Below are 12,584 nucleotides of genomic sequence, written 5' to 3' on the forward strand. Positions count from 1 at the left end.
TGTTTGAATTTATATGTAATAGCATTAATCTTAGTTGTATTGTGTTTAGTACTTAGATATGGAATAACTAATAGTAAGTACAATAAGTAGATATTGCAAAGGAGAAATAAGTTATGGATTTTTCTTACAAATAAAACCCTAAAGACTAAATTATTTAGTTTTTAGGGTTTTATTTTGTTATTAATTAACATATATTTGGATAGAATGTAGTTAGTAGGAAGGAGAGGTTTTTTATGTTTAAAAAAGATGATCTACATATTATATCCAAATCATTAGATTATTCTATAGCTAATTTGGAGAATTATTTAAATAAATATAGTGAGCATTTATGTGATCTAGATAAAGTTGATATAATATATCAACTAAAAAAGTATGAGGAAATATCGAGTAAAGTAAGATGCACAATTGGGACTAATGAATTATATAATCAAAATATTGATATATACAAATAGAAAATCCGATGTTAATATATTAAAAGAAAATATATTAATAAAAGGAGAGTTATATGACAAGAGGGTTTGAAGTAGTAAGTTATGGTGAATTTAAAAAGATTTTAGGAAAAGATTTAAGTGATGAAGTTATAAAAGAAAAATATAATAGTATGAAAAAACCGAGACGTGCTACTAGTTTGTCGGCTGGATATGATTTCTATTGTGTAAATGATTTCACTTTAAGTCCTGGGGAGTCTATTGTGGTTCCGACTGGGATTAAAAGTTATATGAAAGCGGATGAATGTTTGTACATATTGGTTAGAAGTAGCCATGGCTTTAAGTACAATATAAGACTTAAAAATCAAGTTGGACTAATAGATTCTGATTACTATAATAATGAAAAGAATGAAGGGCATATATTTATAGCTTTAAAGAATGAGGGAGATAAAGAATTTGAGGTTAAATCTGGAGAAGCATTTGCACAAGGTATATTTCAAAAGTATTTAATAGCAGATGATGATGAGCCTGTTGAGGTTCGTAGAGTAGGTGGTATAGGCTCAACATCAAAGTAATTATATATTTAATTAGCTGTAGCTTCCATTTTAACGGTTAGCTTTTCTATTTTATTTTGTATATCGTTGTATTTTTGTATTTGAGCTATTATCTCTAGTTTCTCGGATTCTGGTAAACACTTTCTATATTTATCTAAACTATTTTCTAAGTTATTTATAGAATATTCTATTGAATGTAGTATGTGTTTTAATTCGTTGTATTCTAACATAAATATACCTCCGGTTAAGTTTAGTATGAGTCTTAATTATTGACATATATGGCATAGTTCTATACATTTTTTTGCAATATAATGGTACAATATATTTTGGCATTATATTAAATTTAAAAGGAGATATATAAATGAAAAAAGCATTAGACTATTTTGGAAATGGATATAATTGTGCGGAGTCTGTAATTAAAGCAACTAATGAAAAAAAGAATACACAAATACCTGTAGAAATAGCAAGTTCTATGGGCCATGGTATGGCAGTTGGAAGTGTATGTGGAGCTATATGTGCAGGTGTTAGTTCTATAGGAGTTTTAAAAGGTGGACAAGATGTAAGTCAAAAAAAAGAAGCTAGAATGTACACTAAGGAACTTATGAACAAAATAGAACAAGAGTATGGAAGTGTTATATGTAAAGAATTAAAAGGAAATAAGGTTAGCTGCAAAGAATTGATTGATTATGTAGATAAATATATTGATAGTATAGAGTAAGCTTTTGGAAGATTAATACAGAGACATAATTTATAAAAAATGCTATAATACTTTTGTTAAAGAGAGGTGACATAATGAGTAATCAAGAAAACAACGGTATTGCTGGAAGCGGATGCGAGATATTAATACCATTTAATGAAAGAAAGCCAGTTAGAGAAATTGAAAAAAGTATAATAAAGACTTATAGAAAACGTATATGGTCAAAGTTTGTAAAGGCTATAAAGGATTATGAACTTATAAAGGATGGAGATAAAGTAGCTGTTGCTATATCAGGTGGAAAAGATAGTATGCTTATGGCAAAACTATTTCAAGAGCTTAAAAGACATGGGCAAATAAAATTTGAACTTGAATTTATAGCTATGGATCCTGGATATCATGAGAATATAAAAGAACTTTTAATAGATAATTGTAATTATTTAAATATACCTATTCATTTATATGAATCACAGATATTTGAGGTAATAGATAGAATAGCTCAAGATTATCCATGTTATATGTGCGCTAAGATGAGAAGAGGATCTTTATACTCAAAGGCTCAAGAGCTTGGATGTAATAAGTTAGCACTTGGACACCATTTTAATGATGTTATTGAAACTACTCTTATAAATATGTTTTATGCAGGATGCTTTAAAACGATGCTTCCTAAGCTAAAGTCTACAAATCACGAAGGACTAGAACTTATAAGACCAATGTATTATATAAGAGAAAATGACATACAAACATTCACACAAAATAGCGGTATATGGCCACTAAATTGTGCGTGTATGGTTGCTGCTAAGAGAACTTCTAATAAGAGGACTGAGATAAAAGAGCTTATAAAAAATCTTAAGCTTGATTTTCAGGATATAGATAAATCTATATTCAAAGCAGCAGAAAATGTTAATATAGATGCTATTTTGGGATGGCAAAAAGACTCTAAAAAACACTCTTATTTGGAGTTTTATGATGAAGAATAATATTTTAAAGGGTTAATACAGCGAATATGTTGTATTAACTCTTTTTTTGATTAAAGGAATATAAATGGTTTTGTTGAACTTAAAAAATATGGTTAGAATTACTTGTTTTATTGCTTATAATTTTGGCGACATGAGCCATGGGTTAGCATGAAGCGAATTTTAATATATGTAATTTTTGTAGGGGGGATTAGTTATGAAGTTATATACTACTAGTGAGGTGTCTAGAAAGACTGGATTGAATAAAAAGACTTTAAGAAATTGGGAAAAAGTATTCGGACTTAAAGTATATAGAGATGATAATGGAAATAGAAATTATACAGACTACGATATTGAGTTAATGCAAAATATAAAAAAACATAAACAACAAGGAATGGGAAACAAATTTATAAAGGAATATATAGAGAATAGTAATTTTGACAAATCTAATGAAGAATGTGCCGCTACTTTGACTCAAGTAAATCCATTAGAATCTATTGGGGATATTCAAAAAATTATGGCAGAAAATTTTAAAAACATTATGGGTGAGGCTATAGGTGATATTGTTATTGAAAGAGAACAGAAATTAAAAGAAGATTTAGGAAATGAAATTAGCGAAAAACTTGATGATATAAGTATTAATTTAAGAGAAGAGATAAGCAATAAGGTTAGAAAGCAAGTTAGAGTAGAGAATCAAAAACTCATGTTGTATTTAGCAAATAATAGGAAGGAAAGTAAAAAAGGATTTTTTAGTAAGGTATTTGGATAATAAATAGGGACTTAAAAAAGTCCCTATTTATCAATCAATTCATTTTTAATTAAATTAAGCATGAATGTTTCTCTTTCAACAGAAAGACCCATTTTAGAATCTTGAGTTTTAATTAATTTAGTATTGTGATTTATTGCTTCATCTATATCTATCCATACTGTAGTCATACCGTTTGAAATCTCATAATCCTCTAACTTAGGTTTTCCTAGTTCTTTAGCGATTTTACAAACATAAAAGTATGATGTCATATGCATAAGGTCGTATCCTTCATAGTGAGTTGGTCTGTATTCATCAAAGATACCAAATTCTTTTATAATTTCAATATCTTTAGCACCTGTTTCTTCATTTAATTCTCGCTTGAGGCCGTCGGTTAAGTCTTCGCCAGGGTCGACTCCTCCGCCAGGAAAGCTATAGTCATCGTATCTTTTAGTATACATTAAAAGTATTTTGTTTTCATCTAGTATTATTGCTCGTGCTGCTTTTCTTTCGAATATATTACCTTTAATTTCATTTATATCTTTATGAATCATTTTTTTTAATAGTCTCATCAAAAAGCTCCTTTATATAGTCATCATTATAATTTTGAATAAACTTAATTATATTATACTATTCTATTATATATTTAAGAAAATTAATGTAAAGGTAGAATTTTATGATTTATTATGTTTTTTCATCATTAGAGGTATTAAAATGAGCTTTGCAGCATAAAATTAATATGTAGTAACAACAAAAGATGAATCACTTTAAGCAGTAATATGCTTAGTGTTGAGTTTATAATCTTTCTTATTAAAAAAGATGTTAAGAAGGAGCCTGCTGGCTCCTTTTATAATTGACAAAATTAACGTTTTATAACGATATTGTTTTGAAAAAAATAGAGAAAAATAACAAAATATAGAAAAATGTTGAAAAAAATGAAAAATAATAGTAAGATAGACTTATCCACAAGGGGGGATTAAATGAGACTATCTATAAAAAATAAAATAATAATTTTGGTATTATCATTAATAATAATACCTGCCAGTATTTTAGGAACGCAAGCATATAATAAATCTACAAAAATATTAAAAAATCAATTTGAAATGTATATGACAGATGTTAACACTAATGCCAATGATGCTATCAAACTATACATAAATAGCCATGTAAGAACCATAGAAGTTATAAGTAACAATAAATACTTAAAAGGTATACTAGAAAATTCTGAATATGAAAATGAGTGTAGGGAAATATTTGAAGGGTATGCTGATTCGTATGAGGAGATATTGTCGGTTTATATTGGAACTGAGGATGGAAATCATACTTACGATAATAATGCAGAAGATTATGATCCTAGAACTAGGCCTTGGTATAAAGAGGCTATAAAAGAAAAAAAGGCGATAATGACACCAGCCTACTTAGATGAAGCTACTAATGAGTTAGTAGTTTCTTTTACAGCACCTGTATTTAATAATGATAATGAAATTATAGGTGTAGTTGCATCTGATGTAACGCTTGAAAAAATAGCTGATAAAGTAAACAGTATGAAAATAGGTAAATCGGGAGATGCAAGTATTGTAGATTCTAAAGGGAATTTTATAGCGAATAAAGATAAAAGTAAAATAGGAGGGAGTATAGGGGTTCCTAAAATATTAGATAAGATAAATAAACAAGCTGAAGATATAGTTTCTTATGACATAAAGGATGAAGATGGATCTGTACATAAAAAAATGGCTTCATTAAAGCGTTTAGAAAATACAGATTGGACTATGGTTTCAGTTATAGATTTTACCGAAATAGAAGAAAAAAGTAATAATTTATTACATGCTATATTTGGGTTTGGAATTATAAATATAATTTTAGCTTCCATTATAGGAATTATTTTTTCTAATCGTATTACAAAAAATATAGACAAGATATTATACAGCATAAACAAGGTAAAAGAAGGCGATTTTACAGTATCAGCAGATGTGAAATCTAAAGATGAAATAGGTAAAATAGCAGATGATTTCAATATTATGGTGCATAATATAAAGAATCTTTTATTAAGAAACCAAGAAGTAAGCAAAAGATTGTCTGAGTCATCAAATGAATTAGCAGCTATAACCGAGGAAGTTAGTGCATCTAGTCAAGAAATATCGGAATCTATAAATGAAATATCAAAAGGTGCAGCGGAACAATCTGCTGATGCAGAAAATGGTGTTAAGCTTGCTCTTGATTTGGATAATAAGTTTAGTGAATTATTAGGTGATATAAATAAAATGCTAAAAGGTACAGATGAAGTCATATCATTTAACAAGGTAGGTATTGAATCTATTGAAGATCTTCAGAAAAAGACGGATTTAAATAACGAGTCTATACTAAAAATAGAAAACGCTCTTGGTAGACTTACACATAAGTCTGAAAATATAGGTGTTATATTAGAAACTATAAGATCGATATCTACCCAAACTAACTTGCTTGCACTTAATGCATCAATAGAGGCAGCAAGAGCTGGTGAGGCTGGAAAAGGATTTGCAGTTGTAGCTGAGGAAATAAGAAAGTTAGCTGAAGGCTCAGGAATGGCAACTAATGAAATTCAAAGTATAATAGATTCTATATATGAAGAAAGTAGGAATACAGTTGTGATTATGGATGAAGTAAAAAATATTTCTATAGATCAAACTAATTCTGTACAGTATGTTAATAAATCATTTGAAGATATATCTAATTCAATAGAACATATTACAAGTGAAATAAATATAGTTAGTAATAATTTGAGTAATTTATCAAAAAATAAGGACTTAATAGTTGAAAGTATCAAAAGCATATCTTTGGTGTCAGAAGAGAGTGCAGCTTCATCTGAGGAGATAAATGCATCTGTTGAACAGCAATCTATAGCAGTTGAACATGTTGCAAATAGTGCTCAGGAATTGAATGAGATTTCGCTTGATCTTAATGATAGCATAAATAAGTTTAATATTTAAATTAAAACGGTGAACACTTTGTTCACCGTTTTATAATTAGTATCTTCTTTTTTTTCTGCTGATTATATTTTTAACAAGAACTATTTTATTGTCTGCAATTGTTATAGCTTCTTGGCTTATGTTTAATTGTTTCATCATTTTGTACATTATAAACTTTTCTCTATCTCTAACTATATTTATAACAACTCCGTCTTTATTCATTCTACCTGTACGACCTGCACGATGTAAATAATCTACTTTATCAAGAGGTAAGTCCATATTAAATATATGAGTTACATCTTGAAAATCCATTCCTCTAGTGAATAAATCTGTAGTAACTAAAATTTTAAGTTTTCCTTTTTTAAACGATGACAATAAGTGTTGTCTATCTTGATTTTTAGTTCTAGTTTGTATACCTCCAACTGAATAACCTTGTCTGTGAAGATCTCTGACAAATCTATCTACATTTTCATTTTTGTTTATAAAAACTAATGATTTTGAAGGCTTTACAGTTTTTAGTATTTCAACTAGTGTATCTGTTTTTCTAGGAGCCTTACTTATTATATATTGGTGCTTAATTTTTGTAGGTATAGGTTTAATATGGTCAAGGTTGACAAATTGAGGATTTTTCATAAGCTTATTCAATATATCATTAGATTCTTGTGATATAGTTGCAGAAAAGCTTAGTAACTGTCTATCTCTTAAAGTTGTTTTTATTATACCTTGAACTTTTGATAAAAAGCCTTTCTCCAATATTTGATCAACCTCATCTAAAGCTATTGTATTTACATTGTGCATTTTTAATTTTTTAAGACTTATCAAATGTAGAAGTCTTCCTGGAGTTGCTACTATTAAGTGCGGTTTTTGTTTTAATCTCTCTATTTGTTTTTCAAGATTCATACCTTCTACTACACAAAAAGTTTTTATATCTGAATTTTGAGTTATTCTTTCAGCCTCTTGCTGTATTTGAATACTCAATTCTTTACTAGGTGCCAGTATTAGCATTTGCAAATCATTTTTATTTGAATCGATTTTTTGTACCATAGGTATTAAATAAGATAAAGTTTTACCTGTACCTGTTCTCGCTTTCCCTATGACATCCATGCCTTCTAATATTAGGGGGATTGTATCGTTTTGTACCTTAGTTGGTTCTGTAATATCAGATTTAGTAAGGTTGTCCACTATGAATTCATGTAAATTATACTGTTTAAATTTGTTTTGCATTTTGTATCTCCTTTTTTATTTTATGAATCTATTATATCCTAATATGAGCATATTCGATACCATAATACGGATTTTTTTATAATGAGTAGGAAATTATATTCTTATTTGAATTATGTAATAAGTATAATTTCCGTTACGAATTTCAAAAAAGTCTACAACTATAATTTTTAGAATAATGACTTTTTTATAAACTAAGGAATTATAAAATTTTCGTTTTGTGGATAACATTGATGGAAGAACTACACTTGCAACTATTGTGAGCAACGAAGCCCGTAGGGATCGTTAAAGACATGAATAAGTAGCAACTAGACGAATTTTTTATAATACTTAACGGTTTTTATTGGAAAGTATTAGTATAGTTTTGATGTATAATATATATAGGCAATATACAAACTATGCGATTTTAAGGATATATTATATAATGGTAGCTTATTTTAAAATGGGGGATTTTTATGATATTTAATGAAGATAAAAGCAATATTAACTATGTTTATATAATAGAGTGTAGTGATGGCACTCTTTATACTGGATATACTAATGATTTAGATAAAAGGATAAATACACATAATAAGGGTAGAGGTGCTAAGTATACAAGATGTAGGCTTCCTGTAAAATTACGCTATTATGAAGAATATGGTTCAAAGGGAGAAGCCCTAAAACGAGAATATAAAATAAAACAAATGACAAGGCAACAAAAACTAAAATTAATTGAAAAATAAAATAATAAGGATTATTATATATTTGCTGTTGTTTTATTTTTTGTTTTCGACAAATATGTTATTATATATATAAGAATATAAAAGATGAGGTTACATAAATGTTTAAGAAGACAAAAAAAAGAAATAGCAAAAAAAACAATACGGCAAAGAAAATTAATTATTTAAATAAAATGATACCGGGTCTTTCGGTTACCTTGTATTTGAGTATATATTCTATTTATTATCTTGATGTTAGTATATTTGAAAAATATATAAATTTAAATGATGATATTTTGCGAATAGTATCTATATTAACGGCTTATATATTAAGTGGGTATATAAGTACTAAGAACATTAAAGACCATAAAAACATAAAGCTAACGTATATGATTAATTTTATTGTTTTTATTGTAATACTAGTGATATAATTTGAATTAAATTAATATTTAAAGGAGGATTTGAAGGTGAGATATAAAGCAATAATTTCAGATTTAGATGGAACACTCCTTAATAGTAACCATAGAGTCAGTGAATATACTAAGAGTGTAGTTGAGAAGGTTATAAAAAAAGGCGTAAAGTTTTTTATAGCAACAGGAAGACATCATAAGGATGCATCTCATATAAAAGAACAGCTTAATTTAGATACGGTATTAATAACTTCTAATGGGTCAAGGGCACATAATTTCAAAAATGAAAAATTATTGTGTCATAATATAAACTCTGAAATAGCTAAGTCTATATTAGAAATGAAGTTTGATAATGATATTCATGTAAATGTTTATCAAGAAGATCATTGGCTTGTAGAAAAAGAGAATGAATGGTTGAGTAATTTTAATGATGAGTCTAGTTTTATGTATAAAATGGTTGATTTTAATAACTTAGATTCGTATGAATGTATAAAATTCTTTTTCATATGCAATGATCAAAATAAGTTGAAATCAGTAAAAGAAGAACTTGAATCAAAGTTTTCTGATCATGTACACGTTACATTTTCACTACCTATATGTCTTGAGGTAATGGCTAAAGGAGTATCAAAGGGAGCTGCTTTAGAGGAAATACTGAAAAATTACGGGATACCATCTAATGAGGTTGTAGCATTTGGAGATGGATTTAATGACCTTGAGATGTTAAGTAGTGTTGGAAAAGGCTTAGTAATGGGAAATGCTGATGAGAATTTAAAGAAGGCTCTTCCTGACAATGAGATTATAAATACTAATAATGATGATGGGGTCGCAAAGTATATAGAAGAATTGTTTTTATAGAAATTTATGATAAAAGAGTTAAAACTTTAGAGTTTTAGCTCTTTTATTTTTTTATCATTAAAAAAATTGTATTAACTTTACTTATGACAATAGTCAAAAAATATTGTTTTATGTCGTAAGAAAATATAATATTTATGTGTGAGTCAAGAAAACGATTGTATTTATAAGGAGGCAGAATATGAGTAATAAAAAAAGAATAGTGCTTCTTGGCGCAGGGTATGGAGGTTTATTAACAGCAAAAAAACTTGCAAATAAATTAAAAAATGATAATCAAGTAGAGATTACACTTATTGACAAAAACCCATACCATACAATGCGTACAGAACTTCATGAGGTAGCAGCTGGTAGAGTTTCAGAGGAATCTATTAGAATTAATTTAAAGAAAATATTTGCTGGAAGAAAGGTAAATGTTGTACTGGACGAAATAAATGATATCGATTTCAAGGAGAAGGTTTTAAAATCAAAAAACACCAAATATGAATATGATTATTTAGTAATGGGTACTGGATCTAAGCAAACTTTCTTTGGAATACCAGGGGCACAAGAGAATACTTTTAAATTATGGGATTTTGATGATGCTGTTAAATTAAAAGAACAAATTCTTCATATGTTTAGAGAAGCAGTAAAAGAAACTAATAAAGAAAAAAGACAAAAAATGTTAACTTTTGTTGTAGTAGGCGGTGGATTTACAGGTATAGAAATGATTGGTGAATTAGGTGAATGGAAAGACAGATTATGTGAGGACTTCTATATAGACAAGGAAGAAGTAAAATTATATGTAGTAGATGGTGCACCTAAGATATTACAAATTTTATCTGATAACTTAATTAAAAAAGCTGAGAAAAGACTTAAAAAATTAGGAATTGAAATAGTAACAGGTGCAGGTATCACAGAGGTTTCGAAAGATTCCGTTACATTAGGAGATAAAGGTAAGATAGACACATATACTACAATTTGGGCAGCTGGTGTTGAGGGGTCGGATATTTTAGGTAAAGTGGATATTGAACAAAAGGGAAGAAAAAGAATAGTTACAAATGATAAACTACAAGCTGTAGATTACAATAATGTTTATGTTGTAGGTGATAATATATTCTATATTGTAGAGGGTCAAGAAAGACCTGTTCCTCAGATGGTTGAGAATGCTGAACATTCAGCTCCATTAGTTGCAAATAATATTTATAAAGATATAAAAGGTGGAGAAAAGAAATCCTATAAACCAACTTTCCATGGTTGCATGGTATGTATAGGTTCTCGCTATGGTGTAGCTACTGTTGGAATGCCTGGTAAAATGTTTGGAATGACTGGTTTTATGGCTATGTTTATAAAACATTTTATCAACTTGGTATATTTCTTCCAGGTAGCTGGATTTAATAAATGTTGCTCTTATTTATTACATGAATTTTTCCATACGAAAGATAATAGGAGTTTTGTTGGTGGATGTTTTGCAAAGGCATCTTCAAATCTTTGGTTATTACCTCTTAGAATATTTATCGGTTACAAGTGGTTGGAGCAGGGACATGGAGTTATTGGATTACTACTGATTCTTGGATTGTTTACTGATATTGCATTAATTATATCTATTGCCGTTGCAGCAATGACTTGGACTTCTGGTATAGCAACTATGGATATGCTTTGGTATATAATTTCAGGTATTGCTTTAATTGGATCAGGAAGTACATTTGGTCTAGATTATTATGTAATACCTGCCTTTAAGAAAGCGTGGAAGAAGATTGGTATTATTAAAAAATCATATCTATATATTGATTAATTCAATAATACTCTAATTTCCAGTAAAAATATTATTTTTACTGGAAATATTTTTGTGCATATTAAAATTTAAAATAAGATGACTATTGATCCCAATTATTACAATTGTCGATTAAATGTGACAATAGTCAAAAAGTGTTGATAAAAGACATTAGAATAGTTAAACTTTTAATAAACAAACTGTTGTAGCACTTGAAGAGACTTAGACTCATACTGGGTTAGAGCGGTAGTTTTATTGATTTTGTAGATTAGTCGAAATGATTATACGGTAATGTAGTCTTAATATGAATTTAATAAATATTATAAAAAGTATTATGAAAGTGTGGGGAATTAGATTGAAACTTAAGGAGATTTATGAGCCAATCGACCAAAGAATTAACAAAATGGAAGATGAACTAAATAATTTATTTAGTGATGCTGGTATTCCTTGTATTAATGAATTATTCGGATATTTTTTTAAAAATTCAGGGAAGCATCTTCGTCCTGCATTAACATTTTTATCAGCAGGCGCTGTAAAAAAGCAAGATGATATAAATGATAACAATCTTGTACAATTAGCCTTAGCCTTTGAACTTTTACACAGTGCAAGCTTAGTTCATGATGATATTATTGATGAGGATTTAACTAGACGTGGTCAGAAAACACTAAATAATGTATTCGGTAATAAAATAGCAGTATTAGCGGGAGATACCTTATATTCTAGTGCATATTCGATAATGTCAAACCTGTTTCCTAGAGAATATTCGCAAGATATAGCTAATCTTGGATTTAAAATGTGTGTTGCTGAAATTGAACAGGCAAAAGGAAGCTTAAATCGTGAAAATTATTTCAAAGTTATTGAAGGAAAAACTGCGTTATTTATGAGTATTTGTTGTAAATTAGGAGCATCTTTAGCAGGAGCCACAGAAAGTCAATTGAAAAGCTTAGAGAATTTTGGATTGAATTTAGGAATGGCATATCAAATAAAAGATGATTATATGGACGATGACCCTAATGGACTAAAGCATGCAACTATAGATGATGCTTGGAATTTTGCATCAAAAGCAAAAGAATCGGTTAGTGGATTAGATGATTCTGTATATAAGCAGAATTTATGTGGATTAGTGGACTATATTATGAATGTTTAATAAATGGCCTAATATTTTTATATTAGGGCATTTATTTTCTTAGATTGGAGGTTGATAATTTGAAATATAAGGAAAAACAAATTGAATTAGATAATCGGCTTTCATTCTGGAATCATTTTAAAAATGAAGAACGTTTTTTATTTTATAACCCCATAAGGAAAGAGTTTATATTGGGTGCTAAACG

General features: G+C 28.4%; 14 protein-coding genes. 11 read left to right on the plus strand and 3 right to left on the minus strand.

Features of this window, described 5'->3' with window-relative positions:
* Positions 1-233 precede the first annotated feature (233 nt).
* Positions 234-452, plus strand: a complete 219-nt coding sequence (locus M2214_RS07620; RefSeq protein WP_248484328.1) for a hypothetical protein — start codon at positions 234-236, stop codon at positions 450-452.
* A gap of 53 nt (positions 453-505) precedes the next feature.
* A complete protein-coding gene (locus M2214_RS07625; protein WP_248484330.1) occupies positions 506-1,003 on the plus strand; it encodes a dCTP deaminase/dUTPase family protein in 498 nt (165 codons plus the stop codon).
* A gap of 8 nt (positions 1,004-1,011) precedes the next feature.
* On the opposite strand, the gene M2214_RS07630 is transcribed toward M2214_RS07625, so the two are convergent.
* Positions 1,012-1,212: a hypothetical protein gene (locus tag M2214_RS07630; protein ID WP_248484331.1), complete on the minus strand. Its 201-nt coding sequence runs from the start codon at positions 1,210-1,212 to the stop codon at positions 1,012-1,014.
* Between the two features lie 131 nt (positions 1,213-1,343).
* Between M2214_RS07630 and M2214_RS07635 the strand changes: the two genes are divergently transcribed.
* From M2214_RS07635 to M2214_RS07645, 3 genes are all read left to right on the plus strand, one after another.
* Positions 1,344-1,700, plus strand: coding sequence for a C-GCAxxG-C-C family (seleno)protein (locus M2214_RS07635; protein WP_248484333.1), 357 nt, complete (start codon positions 1,344-1,346; stop codon positions 1,698-1,700).
* Between the two features lie 74 nt (positions 1,701-1,774).
* The gene (locus tag M2214_RS07640) at positions 1,775-2,656 is read left to right on the plus strand and encodes a tRNA 2-thiocytidine biosynthesis TtcA family protein (RefSeq protein WP_248484334.1); all 882 of its coding nucleotides are present in this window, start codon (positions 1,775-1,777) and stop codon (positions 2,654-2,656) included.
* A 193-nt stretch (positions 2,657-2,849) separates the two neighbouring features.
* Positions 2,850-3,401, plus strand: coding sequence for a MerR family transcriptional regulator (locus M2214_RS07645; protein WP_248484336.1), 552 nt, complete (start codon positions 2,850-2,852; stop codon positions 3,399-3,401).
* A gap of 23 nt (positions 3,402-3,424) precedes the next feature.
* Here M2214_RS07645 and M2214_RS07650 read toward each other — a convergent pair whose 3' ends face one another.
* Positions 3,425-3,949 carry an NUDIX domain-containing protein gene (locus M2214_RS07650; RefSeq protein ID WP_248484338.1) on the minus strand — a complete coding sequence of 175 codons (525 nt, stop codon included), beginning with the start codon at positions 3,947-3,949 and terminating at the stop codon, positions 3,425-3,427.
* A 408-nt stretch (positions 3,950-4,357) separates the two neighbouring features.
* On the opposite strand from M2214_RS07650, the gene M2214_RS07655 reads away from it, so the two are divergent.
* Positions 4,358-6,343, plus strand: coding sequence for a methyl-accepting chemotaxis protein (locus tag M2214_RS07655; protein ID WP_248484340.1), 1,986 nt, complete (start codon positions 4,358-4,360; stop codon positions 6,341-6,343).
* Between the two features lie 36 nt (positions 6,344-6,379).
* Here the strand turns inward: M2214_RS07655 and M2214_RS07660 are convergent, their stop codons facing one another.
* Positions 6,380-7,546 (minus strand): DEAD/DEAH box helicase, encoded by a 1,167-nt coding sequence (locus M2214_RS07660; RefSeq protein WP_248484341.1) that lies wholly within the window; start codon positions 7,544-7,546, stop codon positions 6,380-6,382.
* 452 nt (positions 7,547-7,998) lie between these two features.
* Between M2214_RS07660 and M2214_RS07665 the strand changes: the two genes are divergently transcribed.
* The 5 genes from M2214_RS07665 to M2214_RS07685 all read left to right on the plus strand — a co-directional run bounded on the left by M2214_RS07665 (position 7,999) and on the right by M2214_RS07685 (position 12,400).
* Positions 7,999-8,265 (plus strand): GIY-YIG nuclease family protein, encoded by a 267-nt coding sequence (locus M2214_RS07665; protein ID WP_330651569.1) that lies wholly within the window; start codon positions 7,999-8,001, stop codon positions 8,263-8,265.
* Positions 8,266-8,363: 98 nt separating this feature from the next.
* Positions 8,364-8,672, plus strand: a complete 309-nt coding sequence (locus M2214_RS07670; RefSeq protein ID WP_248484343.1) for a hypothetical protein — start codon at positions 8,364-8,366, stop codon at positions 8,670-8,672.
* A gap of 36 nt (positions 8,673-8,708) precedes the next feature.
* Complete coding sequence (locus tag M2214_RS07675; RefSeq protein WP_248484345.1) at positions 8,709-9,506, plus strand: Cof-type HAD-IIB family hydrolase; 798 nt, start codon at positions 8,709-8,711, stop codon at positions 9,504-9,506.
* A gap of 178 nt (positions 9,507-9,684) precedes the next feature.
* The gene (locus M2214_RS07680; RefSeq protein WP_248484347.1) at positions 9,685-11,274 is read left to right on the plus strand and encodes an NAD(P)/FAD-dependent oxidoreductase; all 1,590 of its coding nucleotides are present in this window, start codon (positions 9,685-9,687) and stop codon (positions 11,272-11,274) included.
* 283 nt (positions 11,275-11,557) lie between these two features.
* Positions 11,558-12,400 carry a polyprenyl synthetase family protein gene (locus M2214_RS07685; RefSeq protein ID WP_248484349.1) on the plus strand — a complete coding sequence of 281 codons (843 nt, stop codon included), beginning with the start codon at positions 11,558-11,560 and terminating at the stop codon, positions 12,398-12,400.
* Positions 12,401-12,584: the final 184 nt, after the last annotated feature.

It is taken from the genome of Tepidibacter aestuarii (assembly GCF_934924865.1).
GTDB classification, from domain to species: domain Bacteria; phylum Bacillota; class Clostridia; order Peptostreptococcales; family Peptostreptococcaceae; genus Tepidibacter_A; species Tepidibacter_A aestuarii.

Excerpts from the sequence above, each read along its gene's own strand:
- M2214_RS07655 (WP_248484340.1), top strand. The coding sequence starts at position 4,358 with ATGAGACTATCTATAAAAAATAAAATAATAATTTTGGTATTATCATTA.
- M2214_RS07660 (WP_248484341.1), bottom strand. The coding sequence starts at position 7,546 with ATGCAAAACAAATTTAAACAGTATAATTTACATGAATTCATAGTGGAC.
- M2214_RS07665 (WP_330651569.1), top strand. The coding sequence starts at position 7,999 with ATGATATTTAATGAAGATAAAAGCAATATTAACTATGTTTATATAATA.
- M2214_RS07630 (WP_248484331.1), bottom strand. The coding sequence starts at position 1,212 with ATGTTAGAATACAACGAATTAAAACACATACTACATTCAATAGAATAT.
- M2214_RS07625 (WP_248484330.1), top strand. The coding sequence starts at position 506 with ATGACAAGAGGGTTTGAAGTAGTAAGTTATGGTGAATTTAAAAAGATT.
- M2214_RS07650 (WP_248484338.1), bottom strand. The coding sequence starts at position 3,949 with ATGAGACTATTAAAAAAAATGATTCATAAAGATATAAATGAAATTAAA.
- M2214_RS07620 (WP_248484328.1), top strand. The coding sequence starts at position 234 with ATGTTTAAAAAAGATGATCTACATATTATATCCAAATCATTAGATTAT.
- M2214_RS07680 (WP_248484347.1), top strand. The coding sequence starts at position 9,685 with ATGAGTAATAAAAAAAGAATAGTGCTTCTTGGCGCAGGGTATGGAGGT.
- M2214_RS07635 (WP_248484333.1), top strand. The coding sequence starts at position 1,344 with ATGAAAAAAGCATTAGACTATTTTGGAAATGGATATAATTGTGCGGAG.
- M2214_RS07670 (WP_248484343.1), top strand. The coding sequence starts at position 8,364 with ATGTTTAAGAAGACAAAAAAAAGAAATAGCAAAAAAAACAATACGGCA.
- M2214_RS07640 (WP_248484334.1), top strand. The coding sequence starts at position 1,775 with ATGAGTAATCAAGAAAACAACGGTATTGCTGGAAGCGGATGCGAGATA.
- M2214_RS07685 (WP_248484349.1), top strand. The coding sequence starts at position 11,558 with ATGAATTTAATAAATATTATAAAAAGTATTATGAAAGTGTGGGGAATT.
- M2214_RS07645 (WP_248484336.1), top strand. The coding sequence starts at position 2,850 with ATGAAGTTATATACTACTAGTGAGGTGTCTAGAAAGACTGGATTGAAT.